Annotated in this window: 12 protein-coding genes; 11 read left to right on the forward strand and 1 reads right to left on the reverse strand. The window is 73.6% G+C overall.

Annotated elements, in window-relative coordinates:
- Positions 1–89 precede the first annotated feature (89 nt).
- The gene (locus ACA511_RS13955) at positions 90–1,136 is read left to right on the forward strand and encodes a hypothetical protein (RefSeq protein ID WP_375024625.1); all 1,047 of its coding nucleotides are present in this window, start codon (positions 90–92) and stop codon (positions 1,134–1,136) included.
- On the opposite strand, the gene ACA511_RS13960 is transcribed toward ACA511_RS13955, so the two are convergent.
- Entirely contained in the window at positions 1,108–2,313 is a 1,206-nt protein-coding gene (locus tag ACA511_RS13960; RefSeq protein ID WP_375024626.1) for a hypothetical protein, read from the reverse strand. The genes ACA511_RS13955 and ACA511_RS13960 overlap by 29 nt on opposite strands.
- A gap of 107 nt (positions 2,314–2,420) precedes the next feature.
- Between ACA511_RS13960 and ACA511_RS13965 the strand changes: the two genes are divergently transcribed.
- From ACA511_RS13965 to ACA511_RS14010, 10 genes are all read left to right on the forward strand, one after another.
- Positions 2,421–3,794 carry a bifunctional folylpolyglutamate synthase/dihydrofolate synthase gene (locus tag ACA511_RS13965; protein WP_375024738.1) on the forward strand — a complete coding sequence of 458 codons (1,374 nt, stop codon included), beginning with the start codon at positions 2,421–2,423 and terminating at the stop codon, positions 3,792–3,794.
- Positions 3,791–4,135, forward strand: coding sequence for a DUF4233 domain-containing protein (locus tag ACA511_RS13970; protein ID WP_375024627.1), 345 nt, complete (start codon positions 3,791–3,793; stop codon positions 4,133–4,135). Before ACA511_RS13965 ends, ACA511_RS13970 begins: the two co-directional genes overlap by 4 nt.
- A 128-nt stretch (positions 4,136–4,263) precedes the next feature.
- Complete coding sequence (locus tag ACA511_RS13975; protein WP_375024628.1) at positions 4,264–5,775, forward strand: hypothetical protein; 1,512 nt, start codon at positions 4,264–4,266, stop codon at positions 5,773–5,775.
- A gap of 46 nt (positions 5,776–5,821) precedes the next feature.
- Positions 5,822–6,232 (forward strand): nucleoside-diphosphate kinase, encoded by a 411-nt coding sequence (gene ndk, locus ACA511_RS13980; protein WP_375024629.1) that lies wholly within the window; start codon positions 5,822–5,824, stop codon positions 6,230–6,232.
- A gap of 196 nt (positions 6,233–6,428) precedes the next feature.
- Positions 6,429–7,463 (forward strand): rod shape-determining protein, encoded by a 1,035-nt coding sequence (locus tag ACA511_RS13985; protein WP_371954879.1) that lies wholly within the window; start codon positions 6,429–6,431, stop codon positions 7,461–7,463.
- Between the two features lie 91 nt (positions 7,464–7,554).
- On the forward strand, positions 7,555–8,568 hold the full coding sequence (gene mreC, locus ACA511_RS13990; RefSeq protein WP_375024630.1) for a rod shape-determining protein MreC: 1,014 nt from the start codon (positions 7,555–7,557) through the stop codon (positions 8,566–8,568).
- 2 nt (positions 8,569–8,570) lie between these two features.
- Positions 8,571–9,170 carry a rod shape-determining protein MreD gene (gene mreD, locus ACA511_RS13995; RefSeq protein ID WP_375024631.1) on the forward strand — a complete coding sequence of 200 codons (600 nt, stop codon included), beginning with the start codon at positions 8,571–8,573 and terminating at the stop codon, positions 9,168–9,170.
- Positions 9,167–11,242 (forward strand): penicillin-binding protein 2, encoded by a 2,076-nt coding sequence (mrdA, locus tag ACA511_RS14000; protein WP_375024632.1) that lies wholly within the window; start codon positions 9,167–9,169, stop codon positions 11,240–11,242. The genes mreD and mrdA overlap by 4 nt, the downstream gene beginning before the upstream one ends.
- Positions 11,239–12,423: a rod shape-determining protein RodA gene (rodA, locus tag ACA511_RS14005; protein ID WP_375024633.1), complete on the forward strand. Its 1,185-nt coding sequence runs from the start codon at positions 11,239–11,241 to the stop codon at positions 12,421–12,423. Before mrdA ends, rodA begins: the two co-directional genes overlap by 4 nt.
- 60 nt (positions 12,424–12,483) lie before the next feature.
- On the forward strand, positions 12,484–14,406 hold the full coding sequence (locus ACA511_RS14010) for a TIGR03960 family B12-binding radical SAM protein (protein ID WP_375024634.1): 1,923 nt from the start codon (positions 12,484–12,486) through the stop codon (positions 14,404–14,406).
- Positions 14,407–14,408: the final 2 nt, after the last annotated feature.

The raw sequence follows: 14,408 nt of genomic DNA on the forward strand, positions 1-14,408 counted from the left end.
CAATGGCCGAATCACCCCGCCGGTCCGGTTCCCGGAACGGAGCACCAGCGGAGCGCAGAGAGCAGGACCGGCCTGCGTTCGAGGGGGGCATGGGGGGCCCTCCTCTCGACGAGGTCCGGCCCGGCGCGCCGGACTCCGGGTCCGGCGATGACCTGGAGGCGGTACAGGTCATGGAGTACGAGGACGGGCCCGAGGCGCCGTGGGGCGGGGCGCGCCCGTGGTGGTCGGCCGACTCCGGCGGCGGGACGGGCCCGCACGGCGCGGTGAACGGAACCGGGCCGCACGGCATGCCCCCGCAGCGCGACGGCTCCGGCCCCTACCCCGTCCCGCCCTACGGGACGGGTCCGCTGCCTGCGGTGAACGGTACGGGCGGGCATTCGATCGTGGCCGGCTCGGGCGCGTTCCCGAGGGTCGGCACCGGCGGTCACCCCGTCGTCGGCACCGGCGGGCATCCTGTCGTCGGCACCGGGGGGTATCCCGTCGTCCGGGACGGCACGGGCCCGCTGCCGACCGCCCCTGGCGTACCGGCCGCGCGGAAGCGGCCCGTCCCGAGGCTGCTGCTGGTGGTCGGCGCCTCCTCGGTCGCGGCGGTCGCCCTCATGGCGGGGGCGCTGGCGTTCCAGACGGGCGGCGGCGGCACCGGGAAGGGGGGCGGGGCGGCCGCCCCGCCGTCCACGAAGGTGATCAGCGCGGGCCCGGCGGCCGGGGGCCTGCGCGCGGACGCCGAGACGCCGCCGCGGGCGAGCGCGGCGTACCCGTTCGTCGCGGGCGCGGTCGAGGCGGGCGGCGTCCCGGCCGCCGGGCGGGGCGTGGCCGTCTACACCGAGGAGCCGGTGCGCAAGGTCAACGTCCTGTTCATGGGCGGGACGGGCCCGGTCGGCGACCCGGCCGCCTTCCTGCGGAAGGTGCGGCCCACGACGTTCATCGCGGGCCAGGGCGCCGAGGCGGGCGGCGCGGACGCGAAGGCGGTCTGCGGCACGTTCGCCGTCCTGGCCGAGACCCACACGTACTGCGCGTGGGCGACCCGCGACTCCTTCGGGGTGGTCGCCTCCAACAATCCGACGGTGAACCCGCAGTTCCCGCTGATGGCCGACGTGATGCGCCGGATCAGGAAGGATGTCGAGCGGCCGAAGTGACGAACAGCCGCTCGGTGCCGGCGCCGACCACGTCGAGGACGTGCCCGGTGAAGTAGCCGGTGCCGAGGGCGACCACGCGGTGCCCGAGCGTCGCCAGCGACTCGGGCGTGATGGCGGCGGCGCCGACGACGTCCCAGCCGGCCGGCAGCGGGCGGGTGAAGCGCAGGTGCGGCAGCGGCAGCCGGACGAACGTCACCGGCAGCGCGCCGAGTGCGGCGACGGCGCCGTCCAGGTCCTTGTGGTCGGGGAGGCAGACGACGGCGTGGTCGACCGTCCCCCAGGCGTCCCGGGCGGCGGCCAGCGCGGCGGCGACCCCGGCCCGGTCGACGGCGGCGTCGACGAGCAGCCTCGTCGCGGACCCCGGCACGTCGTGCCACGACATCCGCCCCGGCAGGACGACCGACGCCATCACCTCCCGGAGCGTCTCGGCCGGGGGCTCGGGCACGTCCGGCAGGCGGCGGGCGGCGGCGACGCCGAGTTCGGCGCCGGCCCGTCCGAGACCGGCGGGCAGCAGGCCGTCCGGCAGCCCGCTGCCGCCCGGCCCGACGACCTCGGCGTCGCGCAGCACCGCGGCGACCGCCGGGGACTGCGGCGCCGACAGGACGACCGTCCCCGGACCCGCCACGCCGAGCTTCTCGCGGGCGATCTCCGCCTCGGTGTCCCCGAGCACGCCGGCGTGCTCGCGGAAGACCGGGGTGATCGCGGCGACGTCCGGCGGGAAGAGGGAGACCTCGTCCGACCGCCCGCCCATCCCGGCCTCCAGGACGAGCGCGTCCGCGCCCGCCCGACCCGCGTGCAGGACGCCCGCGATGAGGAACAGACCGGACGGCGAAAGGTATCCGTCCGAGGGCGGGGGAAGCGCGTCGGCGGCCTCTTCGAGGACGTCCGCCAGAATGGCGAGCTCGCCCTCCGAAACGGCGCGTCCGTCGATCCTGATCCGGTCGCGGTTCGTGCGGAGACCGGGACTCGTGACGGTGCACACGCGCAGTCCGGCGGCGGCGAGAAAGGCCGACGCGTAGGTCGCCGTCGTGCCCTTCCCCTTGGACCCGACGACGGTCAGCACGGGCGCGCCCGGCGCGGGGCGCGCCCCCAGCGCGCGGGCCAGGGCGCGGGCCCGTCCGATGCTGCGGGTCTCGCCCGGAGCGCGCCGCTCCCATTCCCGGAAGAACACGTCCATCTCTCCAGTGTGGGGCCGGACGGAGCGTCCCGCGCCGCCGAGTAGGCTCAGGGACCGTGAGTCAGCGAAGCGAGCCCGCCGGCTACCAGGCGACCGTCGGCGCGATCATGGCGCGCGGCGTCGAGTGGGACATCGATCCCACCCTCGACCGGATCCGCGACCTGGTCGACGTCCTGGGAGAGCCGCACCGCGCGTACCCGGTGATCCACATCGCCGGGACCAACGGCAAGACCAGCACGGCCCGGTTCATCGAGTCGCTGCTGCGCGAGCGCGGGCTGCGCACCGGCCTCTACACCAGCCCCGAGCTGACCACGCTGCGCGAGCGCATCGCGATCGACGGGGAGCCGATCAGCGAGGAGCGGTTCGTCGAGTCCTTCGAGGAGGTCCTGCCCTTCGTCGAGCTGGTCGACGGCAAGCACGCCGGGCGGCTGTCGTTCTTCGAGGTCCTGACGGCGATGGCGTTCTCGGCGTTCGCGGACGCGCCCGTCGACGTGGCCGTGGTCGAGACCGGCATGGGCGGCTCGTGGGACGCCACGAACGTCGCCGACGGCGTGGTCGCCGTGATCACCCCCGTCGGGCTGGACCACACCCGCTACCTCGGCGACACGCTGGAGGAGATCGCGGAGGAGAAGGCCGGGATCATCAAGACCGGCGCGGTCGCGGTGATCGCGCAGCAGCCGGTCGAGGCGGCCGAGGCGCTGCTGCGGCGGATCGCGGAGGTCGGCGCCACGGCGGCGCGCGAGGGCATCGAGTACGGCGTCCTCGACCGCGACGTCGCCTTCGGCGGCCAGCAGCTCCGCATCCAGGGCCTGCGCGGCGCCTACGACGAGATCTTCCTGCCGCTGTTCGGCGATCACCAGGCGAGCAACGCCGCGACGGCCCTCGCGGCCGTGGAGGCGTTCGCCGGAGGCGCGCCGACCAGGGGAGAGGCCAACCTGGAGGCCGCGACACGCATCGCGGCCGGGGAGTCCTACCTCGGCGGCGAGGAGGGGCAGCTCGACCCGGTGCTGGTGCGCGCCGGCTTCGCCCGGACGGCCTCGCCGGGACGGCTGGAGGTCGTGCGGACGGGCCCGACCGTCCTGCTGGACGCGGCGCACAACCCGGCCGGGATGGCGGCGACCGTCGCCACGGTGACCGAGTCGTTCGGCTTCACCCGGCTCGCCGGGGTGCTCGCCATCGCCGCCGACAAGGACGTCGCGGGCGTCCTGGACCAGCTCGAACCCGTGCTGTCCGAACTGGTCGTGACCCGCAACTCCTCACCGCGCTCGATGCCGCCCGAGGAGCTGGCCGAGATCGCCGAGAGCATCTTCGGGCCCGAGCGCGTCCACATGGCGCCGCGCCTGGACGACGCCATCGACCGGGCGATCGGGCTCGCCGAGGAGACCGGCGAGTACCAGGGCGCCGGCGTGCTGATCACCGGGTCGGTGGTCACGGCGGGCGACGCCCGCACCCTGCTGCGCGTGGAGGGGGGCCGGTCATGACCGCCCAGGCCGCGGACAACCCGGCCCGCCGGCTCTTCGCCGCGGTGCTGGCCTGCGAGGCCATCGTGATCGGGCTGGCGATCCCGGTCGCCGTGGTGGTGCTGGACGTGGACGGCGCGGTCGCCGGCGGCGTGTGCGGCAGCCTGGCGCTCGGCTGCCTGCTGCTGGCCGGCCTGCTTCGCCGGCCGTGGGCGATCCCGGCCGGCACCGCGTTCCAGGCGCTCATCATCGCGACCGGTTTCATGGTGCCGGCCATGTTCTTCCTCGGCGTCGTTTTCGGCGCGCTCTGGGGAACGGCCATTTGGCTCGGACGCAAGGCGGCGAGCGCGCAGGCGCGCTAAGTTCGGCGGCGACGGCAGCCAATCATCCCGCCGATCGCCGCGAATTCGAATTATCGCCCCAATTTGGGCATCCTTCACTTTTAGGAAATGCGCGTCCGGCGGATGACGACCCTCCGGAGGAGCAGGCCGTGTCCGATGCAGCGCCCGCCCATGCGTCCAGCCGAACAGCGTCCGCGCGAGCGGCGTCCAGCCGGGCGGCGGCCGGCCGGGCGGTGCCCGGCCTCGCCGCCGGGCATCCGGTCGCGGAACGTCCGGCGCGGCGGCGGCTCGCGGCGCTCGGCACGCTGCTGCTGACCGGCACCGCGCTCCCCGCCGCCGTCCTGACCGTGCCCGACGCCTCCGGCAACGTCGTCCCCGCGGCGGCGAGCGACCTCGGCCTCGGCGACGCCGGCGTCGCCGCACTGCTGCACGCCACCGGCCTGTCGCTGCCCGCGCTGCTGCTCGCCGTCCCGATCGGCGCCGTGGCGGCGCGCAGGCTCCCCGCGTGGCGGGTCCTCGCCGTCGGGCTGGCCGTGCTGCTGGCCGGCCTCGGCGCCGTCCGCCTCGCCGACTCCGTGCCCCTCGCCGGGACGGTCCGGGCGGCGCAGGGCGCGGGCGCGGGCATCGTCCTGCCCGCCTCGCTCGTCCTCGTCTGGGAGCGCCGCGACCGCGCCCTGGCCGCCGCCTGGGCGGGCGTGCTCGCGGGCATGCTCATCCTGGCGATGCCACTGGCGCTGGCGGCCGTCCCCGGGCCCGCCGGCGGCGCGCCGGGCGCCGGCTGGCGCGCCGCGCTGGCGCCCTGCCCGTGGCTCGCCGTCGCCGCGGCGGGCGCGGCGCTCGCCCGGCCGCTGCTGCACGGCCGCATCCCGTGGGCGCTCCCCGCGTCCCGGCGCGCCGAACGCGGCCAGCTGCTGCTCCCGCTCGTCCCGGCGGCGGGTTTCACGTTCCTCGCCGTCGTCGCCGCCGCCGATTGGTCGCCCGGCGCGCGGGTCCTCGTCGCGGGCCTCGCGGTGCCCGCCCTCGCCGGCCTCGCCGTCACCGGCGGACGCGACGCGCCCGCGGGCAGCCCGCACGGCTGCGCCCTCGTGATGATCGCGGTCGGACTGCTCAGCTACCCGGTCGCGGCGCCGCTCGCCGGCATCGCCGCCGCCACCGCCCAGGCGCACGGCGCCGGCCTCCCGCTGCTCCCGTTCGCCGCCGGGGCCGCGGCCGCGCTCGCCGGCGCCCTCGCCGCCACCCGGGTGCCCGCGCGCGGCGCCGTGCCCGCCGGGTTCCTGCTGCTGATCGTGGCGGTGGCGCTCGGCCTCGGCACCGGCGCCCGCGGCCACTGGACGCTGCTCGCCCCGCTCGTCCCCCTCGGCGCGGGCGCCGGGCTGGCCCTCGCGGCGTCGCTGCGGGACGCCGCCGCCGGCGCCGCGCTGTTCGGCCTGTCGCTGTGCTTCCCCGCGGTGCTGGCCGGGCAGCTCCTCGTCCTGTCCCTGCAGGCGGCCCGGCTGCGGGGGCCGCGTCCGCCGGCGGAGGCGGACCGGGTCGACGCCCTGCTCGCGGGCTACCACGGCTGGCTCGCCGTCGCGGGAATGGTCGCCGTGCTGCTCGCCGGAGCGGCCCTCGGCATGGCCGCCCGGCGCCGGAATGCCGCTTCCGGCCCGCGAGCCGGGTAGTATTCGCGCGCTTACCGATACCGAAATTCCGCAAGGAGAACCACCCGTGTCCGAGCGCACTCTTGTCCTGGTCAAGCCCGACGGCGTCCGCCGCGGCGTCGTCGGCGAGGTCATCTCCCGGATCGAGCGCAAGGGCCTGTCGCTCGTCGCGCTGGAACTCCGGACCCTCGCCCGCGAGACGGCCGAGACCCACTACGAGGAGCACGCCGGCAAGCCGTTCTTCGGCGAGCTCGTCGAGTTCATCACCGGCGGCCCGCTCGTCGCCCTGGTCGTCGAGGGCCCCCGCGCCATCGAGGCGTTCCGCTCGCTGGCCGGCGCCACCGACCCGGTCAGCGCCACCCCGGGCACCATCCGCGGCGACTTCGCGCTGGAGATCGGCGAGAACATCGTGCACGGCTCCGACTCCACCTACTCCGCCGAGCGCGAGATCAAGCTCTTCTTCCCCGAACTGGGCTGAGGCGCGGCCGCGGGGGCGGCACTCGAGCGCGGGCCGGAACTTCCGGCCCGCGTCTTCTTTAGCGAAAACCGAGCTGGTCAGGACGCGTTTTTTTCGCGACGCGCGGCGGTGGGGTGACTGCCCGCGGACGGGGGCGCACGTTACGATGGACGCGCCGCTATACACGCCCGTCAATCATGAAGGGCTCCCTTTCTTCATGGGTAACAAGCTGTCGTTTCTTGGCCGGGACATGGCCGTCGATCTTGGTACCGCCAACACACTGGTGTACGTGCGTGGGCGTGGCATCGTCCTGAACGAACCATCCGTGGTGGCGATCAATACCAACACCGGCAAGATCGTCGCGGTCGGCATCGAGGCGAAACGGATGATCGGCCGGACACCCGGCAACATCGTCGCCGTCCGTCCGCTCAAGGACGGGGTCATCGCCGACTTCGACGTCACCGAGCGCATGCTGCGCTATTTCATCCAGAAGGTCCACAAGCGACGGCACTTCGCCAAACCGCGGATCGTCGTCGCCGTCCCGAGCGGGATCACCGGGGTGGAGCAGCGCGCGGTGAAGGAGGCCGGCTACCAGGCCGGCGCCCGCCGCGTCTACATCATCGAGGAGCCGATGGCCGCCGCGATCGGCGCCGGGCTGCCCGTCTACGAGCCGACCGGCAACATGGTCGTCGACATAGGGGGCGGCACCACCGAGGTCGCGATCATCTCGCTCGGCGGCATCGTCACCAGCCAGTCCGTCCGCGTCGGCGGCGACGAACTCGACCAGGCCGTCATCTCGTTCTCCAAGAAGGAATATTCCCTGATGCTCGGGGAACGGACCGCCGAGGAGATCAAGATGGCGATCGGGTCGGCCTATCCCGGCGGCGAGGAGGAGCCGCACGCCGAGATCCGGGGCCGCGACCTCGTGAGCGGGCTGCCGAAGACCGTCGTGATCTCCGCGGAGGAGGTGCGGCGCGCCATCGAGGAGCCGGTCAACGCCGTGGTGGACGCGGTGAAGACCACCCTCGACAAGTGCCCGCCCGAGTTGTCGGGCGACATCATGGACCGCGGGATCGCGCTGACCGGCGGCGGCGCGCTGCTGAAGAACCTCGACGAACGGCTCCGCGAGGAGACCGGGATGCCCATCCACCTGGTGGACAACCCGCTCGACTCGGTGGTGCTCGGCACAGGCAAGTGCGTCGAGGACTTCGAGTCGCTCCGCACGGTCCTCGTGCCGGAGCCGCGGCACTAATTCGGACGCAGTCCGCCGGAGGGACGCGGGTTCGCGTCCCCCGGCGGGAGGCTCTGAGCTCCCGGCGGACCAGGAAACCGGAGGTCGGTGCGTGAAGGACACCCGGCGCACCCGCGTGGTGCTCGGCGGGCTGCTCGTCGTGGCGCTCACGATGATCACGATTGACTACCGCGGCGGGGCCGACTCCCCGCTGCGCGGCCTGCGCGACCTCGGCGCGACCGTGTTCGGCCCGGTGGAGCGCGCGTCGGCGGCCGTCGTCCGGCCGGTCGGCAACACCTTCGACGCGATCACCGACGCGCCCGGCGAGCGGCGCCGCGCCGACCGGCTGGAGCGGCAGAACCAGAAGCTGCGCGAGCAGCTGCGCTCCTCCCGGCTCGACAAGGACAAGTCCGCGCAGCTGCAGCGGCTGCTCGGCACCGCCGGGATGGGCGGCTACAAGATCCACGCCGCCCAGGTGATCTCCGCCGGGCAGGGCTTCGAGGACACCGTCACCATCGACGCCGGCAGCCGCAGCGGCATCAAGCCCGACATGACGGTGATGAGCGGGGACGGGCTCGTCGGCCGCGTCACCCGGGTCGGGCCCGCGACGTCGACCGTCCTGCTCGCCACCGACCAGACCTCCTCCATCGGCTCCCGCCTGGAGGACTCCAAGGAGATCGGGATCGTGCAGGGCCGCGGCCGCCGCGGCCTCGGCGGGGGCGGCGAGACCCCGCTGCGGTTCCAGCTGCTGGACGCCGCCGCCCCGATCCACGTCGGCCAGCGGATCGTGACGCTCGGGTCGCAGGGCCAGCGCCCGTACGTGCCCGGCGTCCCGATCGGCGAGGTCGCGCGCATCGAGAACTCCACCGGCGGGCTGACCCGCACCGCCTACGTCCGGCCGTTCGTGAGGTTCACCAGCCTGGACGTCGTCGCGGTCGTGGTCGCCCCGCCGAAGACCGATCCGCGGGACGCGGTGCTGCCGCCGAAGCCGAAACCGCCGCCGACGCCGAGCCCGAGCCCGAGCAAGAGCCCGAAGGCGAGCAAGAGCCCGAAGGCCCGCGAGAGCGCCGACGCGCGGCCGAACGGCTCCACGAGCCCGTCCACAGAACCGAGCGCGGGGGACTGAACGTGCTGAACCCACCCGAGGCGTCGCCGGCCGGCCGCACCGCGGTGGCCGCGGTGGTGATCGTCGTGACGCTGATCCTTCAGGTGTCGGTGGCGAACCGGCTGCCGCTGCCCGGCGGCGTGCAGCCCGACCTGGTGCTGCTGGCCGTCGTCGCGCTGGCGCTCGTCGCCGGGTCGATGACGGGCATGGTCACCGGGTTCCTCGCGGGCCTCGCCGCCGACATCGTCCCGCCCGCCGACCACACCCTCGGCCGGTACGCGCTCGTCTACTGCCTCATCGGCTTCCTGTGCGGCGTCGCGGCCGCCGAGATGGACCGCCAGTCCGTCGTGCCGTTCTTCGCCGTCGCCGCCGGCGCCCTCGCCGGGACGGTGCTGTACGCGGCGACCGGGATGATCCTCGGCGACCCGCGCGCCGAGTGGGGGACCGTGTCGAGCATGGTCCCGCTGCAGGTCCTCTACGACATCATCGCCAGCCCGTTCGTCGTGTGGGCGGTGCTGCGCGCCACCCGCCGGTACGAGAGCGGCGAACGATCCCGGGGCGACCGCCTCGCGGTGCCCCCCGCCCGCTACCGCGCGATGTCGGGGCGGGGCGGGGCGCTGTGAACACCAGGACCCACTTCCGCCTCGTCGTCCTCTACGTGCTCGTCGCCGCGCTGCTGCTCGTCCTCCTCGGGCGCATGTGGACGCTCCAGGTCCTGGAGGGCGAGCACTACCAGGGGATCGCCGCCCAGAACCGCACCCGCGACATCGTCGTCCCCGCCGTCCGCGGCATGATCCTGGACGACCGCGGCAAGCCGCTCGTCCGGAACCGCAGCGCGCTCGTCGTGTCCGTCAACCGCACCACGCTGTCGCGGCGGGAGGACGGGGGCGAGGCCGTCCTGAAGCGGCTCGCCGGCGTCCTCGGGACGAGCTACGACGAGATGTCCAAGCGGATCCGGCTGTGCGCGCCGAACGTCAAGCGGCCGTGCTGGCCCGGCTCCCCGTACCAGCCGATCCCCGTCGAGGACCACGTCGACCCGAAGCGCGCCCTCCAGATCATGGAGCGGCAGGAGGACTTCCCCGGCGTCACCGCGCAGATGCAGGCCGTCCGCGAGTATCCGCGGCCGGACGGGGCCGGCGCGGCGCAGGTCCTCGGCTACCTCCAGCCCGTCACGCAGGAGGAGCTGGACAAGCGCAAGGGCCTGAAGGTCACCGGGTACAGCGGCGTCGACCTCGTCGGGCGCGCCGGGCTGGAGTCGCAGTACGACGCGGTGCTGGCCGGCGAGCCCGGGTTCCGCCGGGTCCTGGTCGACAGCCAGGGACGCGTCACCGGCACCGCCGCCGAGCAGCAGGCGGTGGCCGGCAACAACCTCGTCACCAGCATCGACGCGGGGGTGCAGGGCGCCGCGGAGAAGGCGATCAAGCACGCGATCGACAACGCGCGCAAGGGCGGCCACCCGGCCGACGCGGGCGCCGCGGTCGTGATGGACGTCCGCACCGGCCGCATGGTCGCGATGGCCAGCTACCCGACCTACGACCCGTCGATCTGGACCGGCGGCATCTCGCAGGAGAAGTACGACGCGCTGCTCGGGAAGAAGAACGGCGAGCCGCTGATCTCCCGGGTCACCCAGGGGCAGTACGCGCCCGGCTCCACGTTCAAGATCTCCTCGGTGTCGGCCGCCGTGCAGGAGGGGGCCAGCCTGAACGGGATCTACCCGTGCCCCGGCTCCTACAACGTCGGGAACCGGGCGTTCAGCAACGCCGGCGGCACGGGGTACGGCCCGATGACGCTGCACACCGCCCTGGTGAAGTCGTGCGACACGGTGTTCTACCGGTTCGCCTACCAGGAGTGGCAGCGCGACGGCGGAATGCACCCGAAGAAGAACGTCGCCGACTCGATGGTGGACATGGCCCGCGAGTACGGGTTCGGCACCAGGACCGGCATCGACCTCCCGAGCGAGAGCTCCGGCCGCATCCCGGACCGGAAGTGGAAGAAGGACTACTGGGAGGCCACCAAGGCCGGCAACTGCAAGGGCGCCAAGGAGGGCTACCCCGAGGTCGCCAAGACCGACCCCGCGCGGGCCGCCTACCTGAAGGCGGTCGCGACGGAGAACTGCACCGAGGGGTACGTGTGGCGTCCCGGCGACGCGGCGAACCTCTCGGTCGGGCAGGGCAACGTCCTGGTGACGCCCTTGCAGCTCGTCCGCGCGTACGCGGCGGTCGCCAACGGCGGCAAGCTGGTGGTGCCGAGGCTCGGGGTCGCGGTCGTCCGGCCGGACGGCACGGTCGTCCGCCGGGTCGAGCCGCCCGCGAACCCGCCGAAGCTGCCCGTCGACGCGAAGGTGCTGAAGTACATCCGCAGCGCGCTCGGCGACGTGACCAAGGACGGCACCGCGGCGGGCGCGTTCGGCGGGTTCGACTTCAAGCGGGTCGACGTCGGAGGCAAGACCGGTACCGCGGAGGTCTACGGCAAGCAGGACTCCTCCTGGTTCGCCTCGTTCGGGCCCGTGAAGAACCCGCGCTTCGCGGTCGTCGCGATGGTCTCGCAGGGCGGGTTCGGCGCCTCGACGTCCGCGCCGGCCGTCCGGGAGATCTGGGAGGCCATGTACGGGACGAAGGACAAGAAGCCCCTCCTCCAGGACGGCGACCTCCCGTCCGAGCTGCCGAAGATGCCCGGCCAGGGGGCCACCCCATGATCACGGGCACCGGGGCGGGGACGGTCGAGGGGTACGGCGCGCGGCGCACGTGGCGGAGCCGGCTCGGCGGGCTGCACCGGCTCGACTGGCCGCTGTTCCTCGCGGTGCTGGCGCTGTCGCTGGTGGGCGCGCTGCTGGTGCGCTCGGCCACCTTCCACCTGCTCACCGAGCAGGGCCAGGACCCGGAGAGCCTGCTCAAGCGGCACATCCTGAACCTGCTCATCGGGTTCGTGCTCGGCGGCGTCGTCACCGTCCTCGACTACCGGCTCCTGCGCGCCTACGTCCCCATCCTGTACGGGGTCGCGTGCGTGGGCCTGCTCGCCGTGCTGACCCCGCTCGGCTCGACGATCAACGGGTCGCACTCGTGGATCGTGCTCGGCGGCGGGTTCCAGGTGCAGCCGTCGGAGTTCGCGAAGGTCGGGCTCGTGGTCCTGCTCGCGATGATCCTCGGGGAGCCGCGGGACGGGGAGATCGGGCCGGGCCGCCGCGACGTGGTGCTCGCGCTCGTCCTCGCCGGGGTGCCCGGCCTGCTGATCATGCTCCAGCCGGACCTCGGCACCACGCTGGTGTTCATCGCGGTGGTGCTCGGCATGCTGGCGATCTCCGGCGCGCAGAAGCGCTGGCTCTTCGGCCTGGTCGGCGGCGGGTTCGCGCTGGGGGTCGCGGTGTGGTTCTTCGGGCTGCTGAAGGACTACCAGATCGACCGGTTCACCGCGTTCCTGAACCCGGAGGCCGACCCGCGCGGCGCCGGCTACAACGCCCAGCAGGCGCGGATCGCGGTCGGGTCGGGCGGCGCGTTCGGCAAGGGCCTGTTCCAGGGCGAGCAGACCGGCGGCCACTTCGTCCCCGAGCAGCAGACCGACTTCATCTTCACGGTGGCGGGGGAGGAGCTCGGCTTCGTCGGCGCCGCGATCATCGTGGCGCTGCTCGGCGTGGTGCTGTGGCGCGGGCTGCGGATCGCCACCCAGGCCGCCGACCCGTTCGGCACGCTCGTCGCGACCGGCGTCGTGTGCTGGCTGGGGTTCCAGGCGTTCGAGAACATCGGGATGACGATCGGGATCATGCCGATCACCGGGCTGCCGCTGCCGTTCATCTCCTACGGCGGGTCCGCGACCTTCGCGAACATGATCGCGTTCGGTCTGCTGCAGGCCGTCCACGTCCGCCGCCGGGCGTTCGATTAGCGTCCGCCGACCGCGTAGGCTGGACGTTCATCCCACGTCCCCTGCACGGAGGATTCCGTCATGCCGGTCGAGTCGCTCTTTCCGCGCCTGGAGCCGCTGCTGCCGAGCGTGCAGAAGCCGATCCAGTACGTCGGCGGTGAGCTGAACTCCCAGCTCAAGGACTGGGACGAGACCGACGTCCGGTGGGCGCTGATGTACCCGGACGCCTACGAGGTGGGGCAGCCGAACCAGGGCGTCCAGATCCTCTACGAGATCCTGAACGAGCGCGACGGCGTGCTCGCGGAGCGGACGTACTCGGTGTGGCCCGACCTCGAGGCCGTCATGCGCGAGCACGGCATCCCGCAGTTCACCGTGGACGCGCACCGCCCGGTCGGCGCGTTCGACGTCCTCGGCGTGTCGTTCTCCACCGAACTCGGCTACACCAACATGCTCACGGCGCTCGACCTGGCCGGCATCCCGCTCGACGCCGCCGCCCGTACCGGCGGCCACCCGATCGTGATCGCGGGCGGGCACGCCGCGTTCAACCCCGAGCCGATCGCCGACTTCGTGGACGCGGCCGTCCTCGGCGACGGCGAGGAGATCGCGCTCGCCATCACCGAGGTGATCCGCGAGTGGAAGGCCGAGGGCGAGCCCGGCGGGCGGGACGGGCTGCTCATGCGGCTCGCGGCGTCCGGCGGTGTGTACGTGCCCCGCTTCTACGACGTCACCTACCTGCCCGACGGCCGGATCCAGCGCGTCGCGCCGAACCGTCCGGGCGTCCCGTGGCGGATCGAGAAGCACACCGTCATGGACCTCGACCAGTGGCCGTACCCGAAGAAGCCCCTCGTGCCGCTCGCCGAGACCGTGCACGAGCGGTTCAGCGTGGAGATCTTCCGCGGCTGCACCCGCGGCTGCCGGTTCTGCCAGGCCGGGATGATCACCCGGCCGGTGCGGGAGCGGTCGATCACCACCATCGGGAACATGGTCGAGCAGGGGCTGAAGGAGTCCGGCTTCCAGGAGGTCGGGCTGCTCAGCCTGTCCAGCGCCGACCACAGCGAGATCGGCGACGTCGCGAAGGGCCTCGCCGACCGGTACGAGGGCACCAACACCTCGCTGTCGCTGCCGTCCACCCGGGTGGACGCCTTCAACATCACGCTCGCGAACGAGTTCTCGCGCGGCGGGCGGCGCTCCGGCCTGACGTTCGCGCCGGAGGGCGGCTCCGAGCGGATGCGCAAGGTGATCAACAAGATGGTCACCGAGGACGACCTGATCCGCACCGTCAGCACCGCCTACGAGAACGGCTGGCGGCAGGTCAAGCTCTACTTCATGTGCGGCCTCCCCACCGAGGAGGACGAGGACGTCCTCGCGATCGCCGACATGGCCAAGCGGGTCATCCAGGCCGGGCGCGAGGCCACCGGCCGCAAGGACATCCGCTGCACCGTGTCCATCGGCGGGTTCGTGCCGAAGCCGCACACCCCGTTCCAGTGGGCCGCGCAGTGCGACCACGAGACCGTCGACCGCCGCCTGCACGCCCTCAAGGACGCGCTGCGCGGCGACAAGGAGTACGGCCGCGCCATCGGCCTGCGCTACCACGACGGCCAGCCGTCCATCGTCGAGGGCCTGCTGTCGCGCGGCGACCGGCGCGTCGGCAAGGTCATCCGCGCCGTCTGGGAGGAGGGGGGCCGCTTCGACGGCTGGAGCGAGCACTTCTCCTACGAGCGCTGGACGGCCTGCGCCGAGCGGGCCTTCGCCGACGAGCCCGTCGATCTCGCCTGGTACACCGTCCGCGAGCGCGACGAGGTCGAGGTCCTCCCCTGGGACCACCTCGACGCCGGCCTCGACCGCGAGTGGCTCTGGCAGGACTGGCAGGACGCGGTCGACGAGACCGAGGTCGAGGACTGCCGCTGGACGCCCTGCTACGACTGCGGCGTGTGCCCGACCATGGGCACGGAGATCCAGATAGGCCCCACGGGCAAGAAGCTCCTGCCGCTGTCGGTGGTCTGAGC

The sequence above is a fragment of the Actinomadura sp. GTD37 genome, assembly GCF_041951365.1.
Taxonomy (GTDB): domain Bacteria; phylum Actinomycetota; class Actinomycetes; order Streptosporangiales; family Streptosporangiaceae; genus Spirillospora.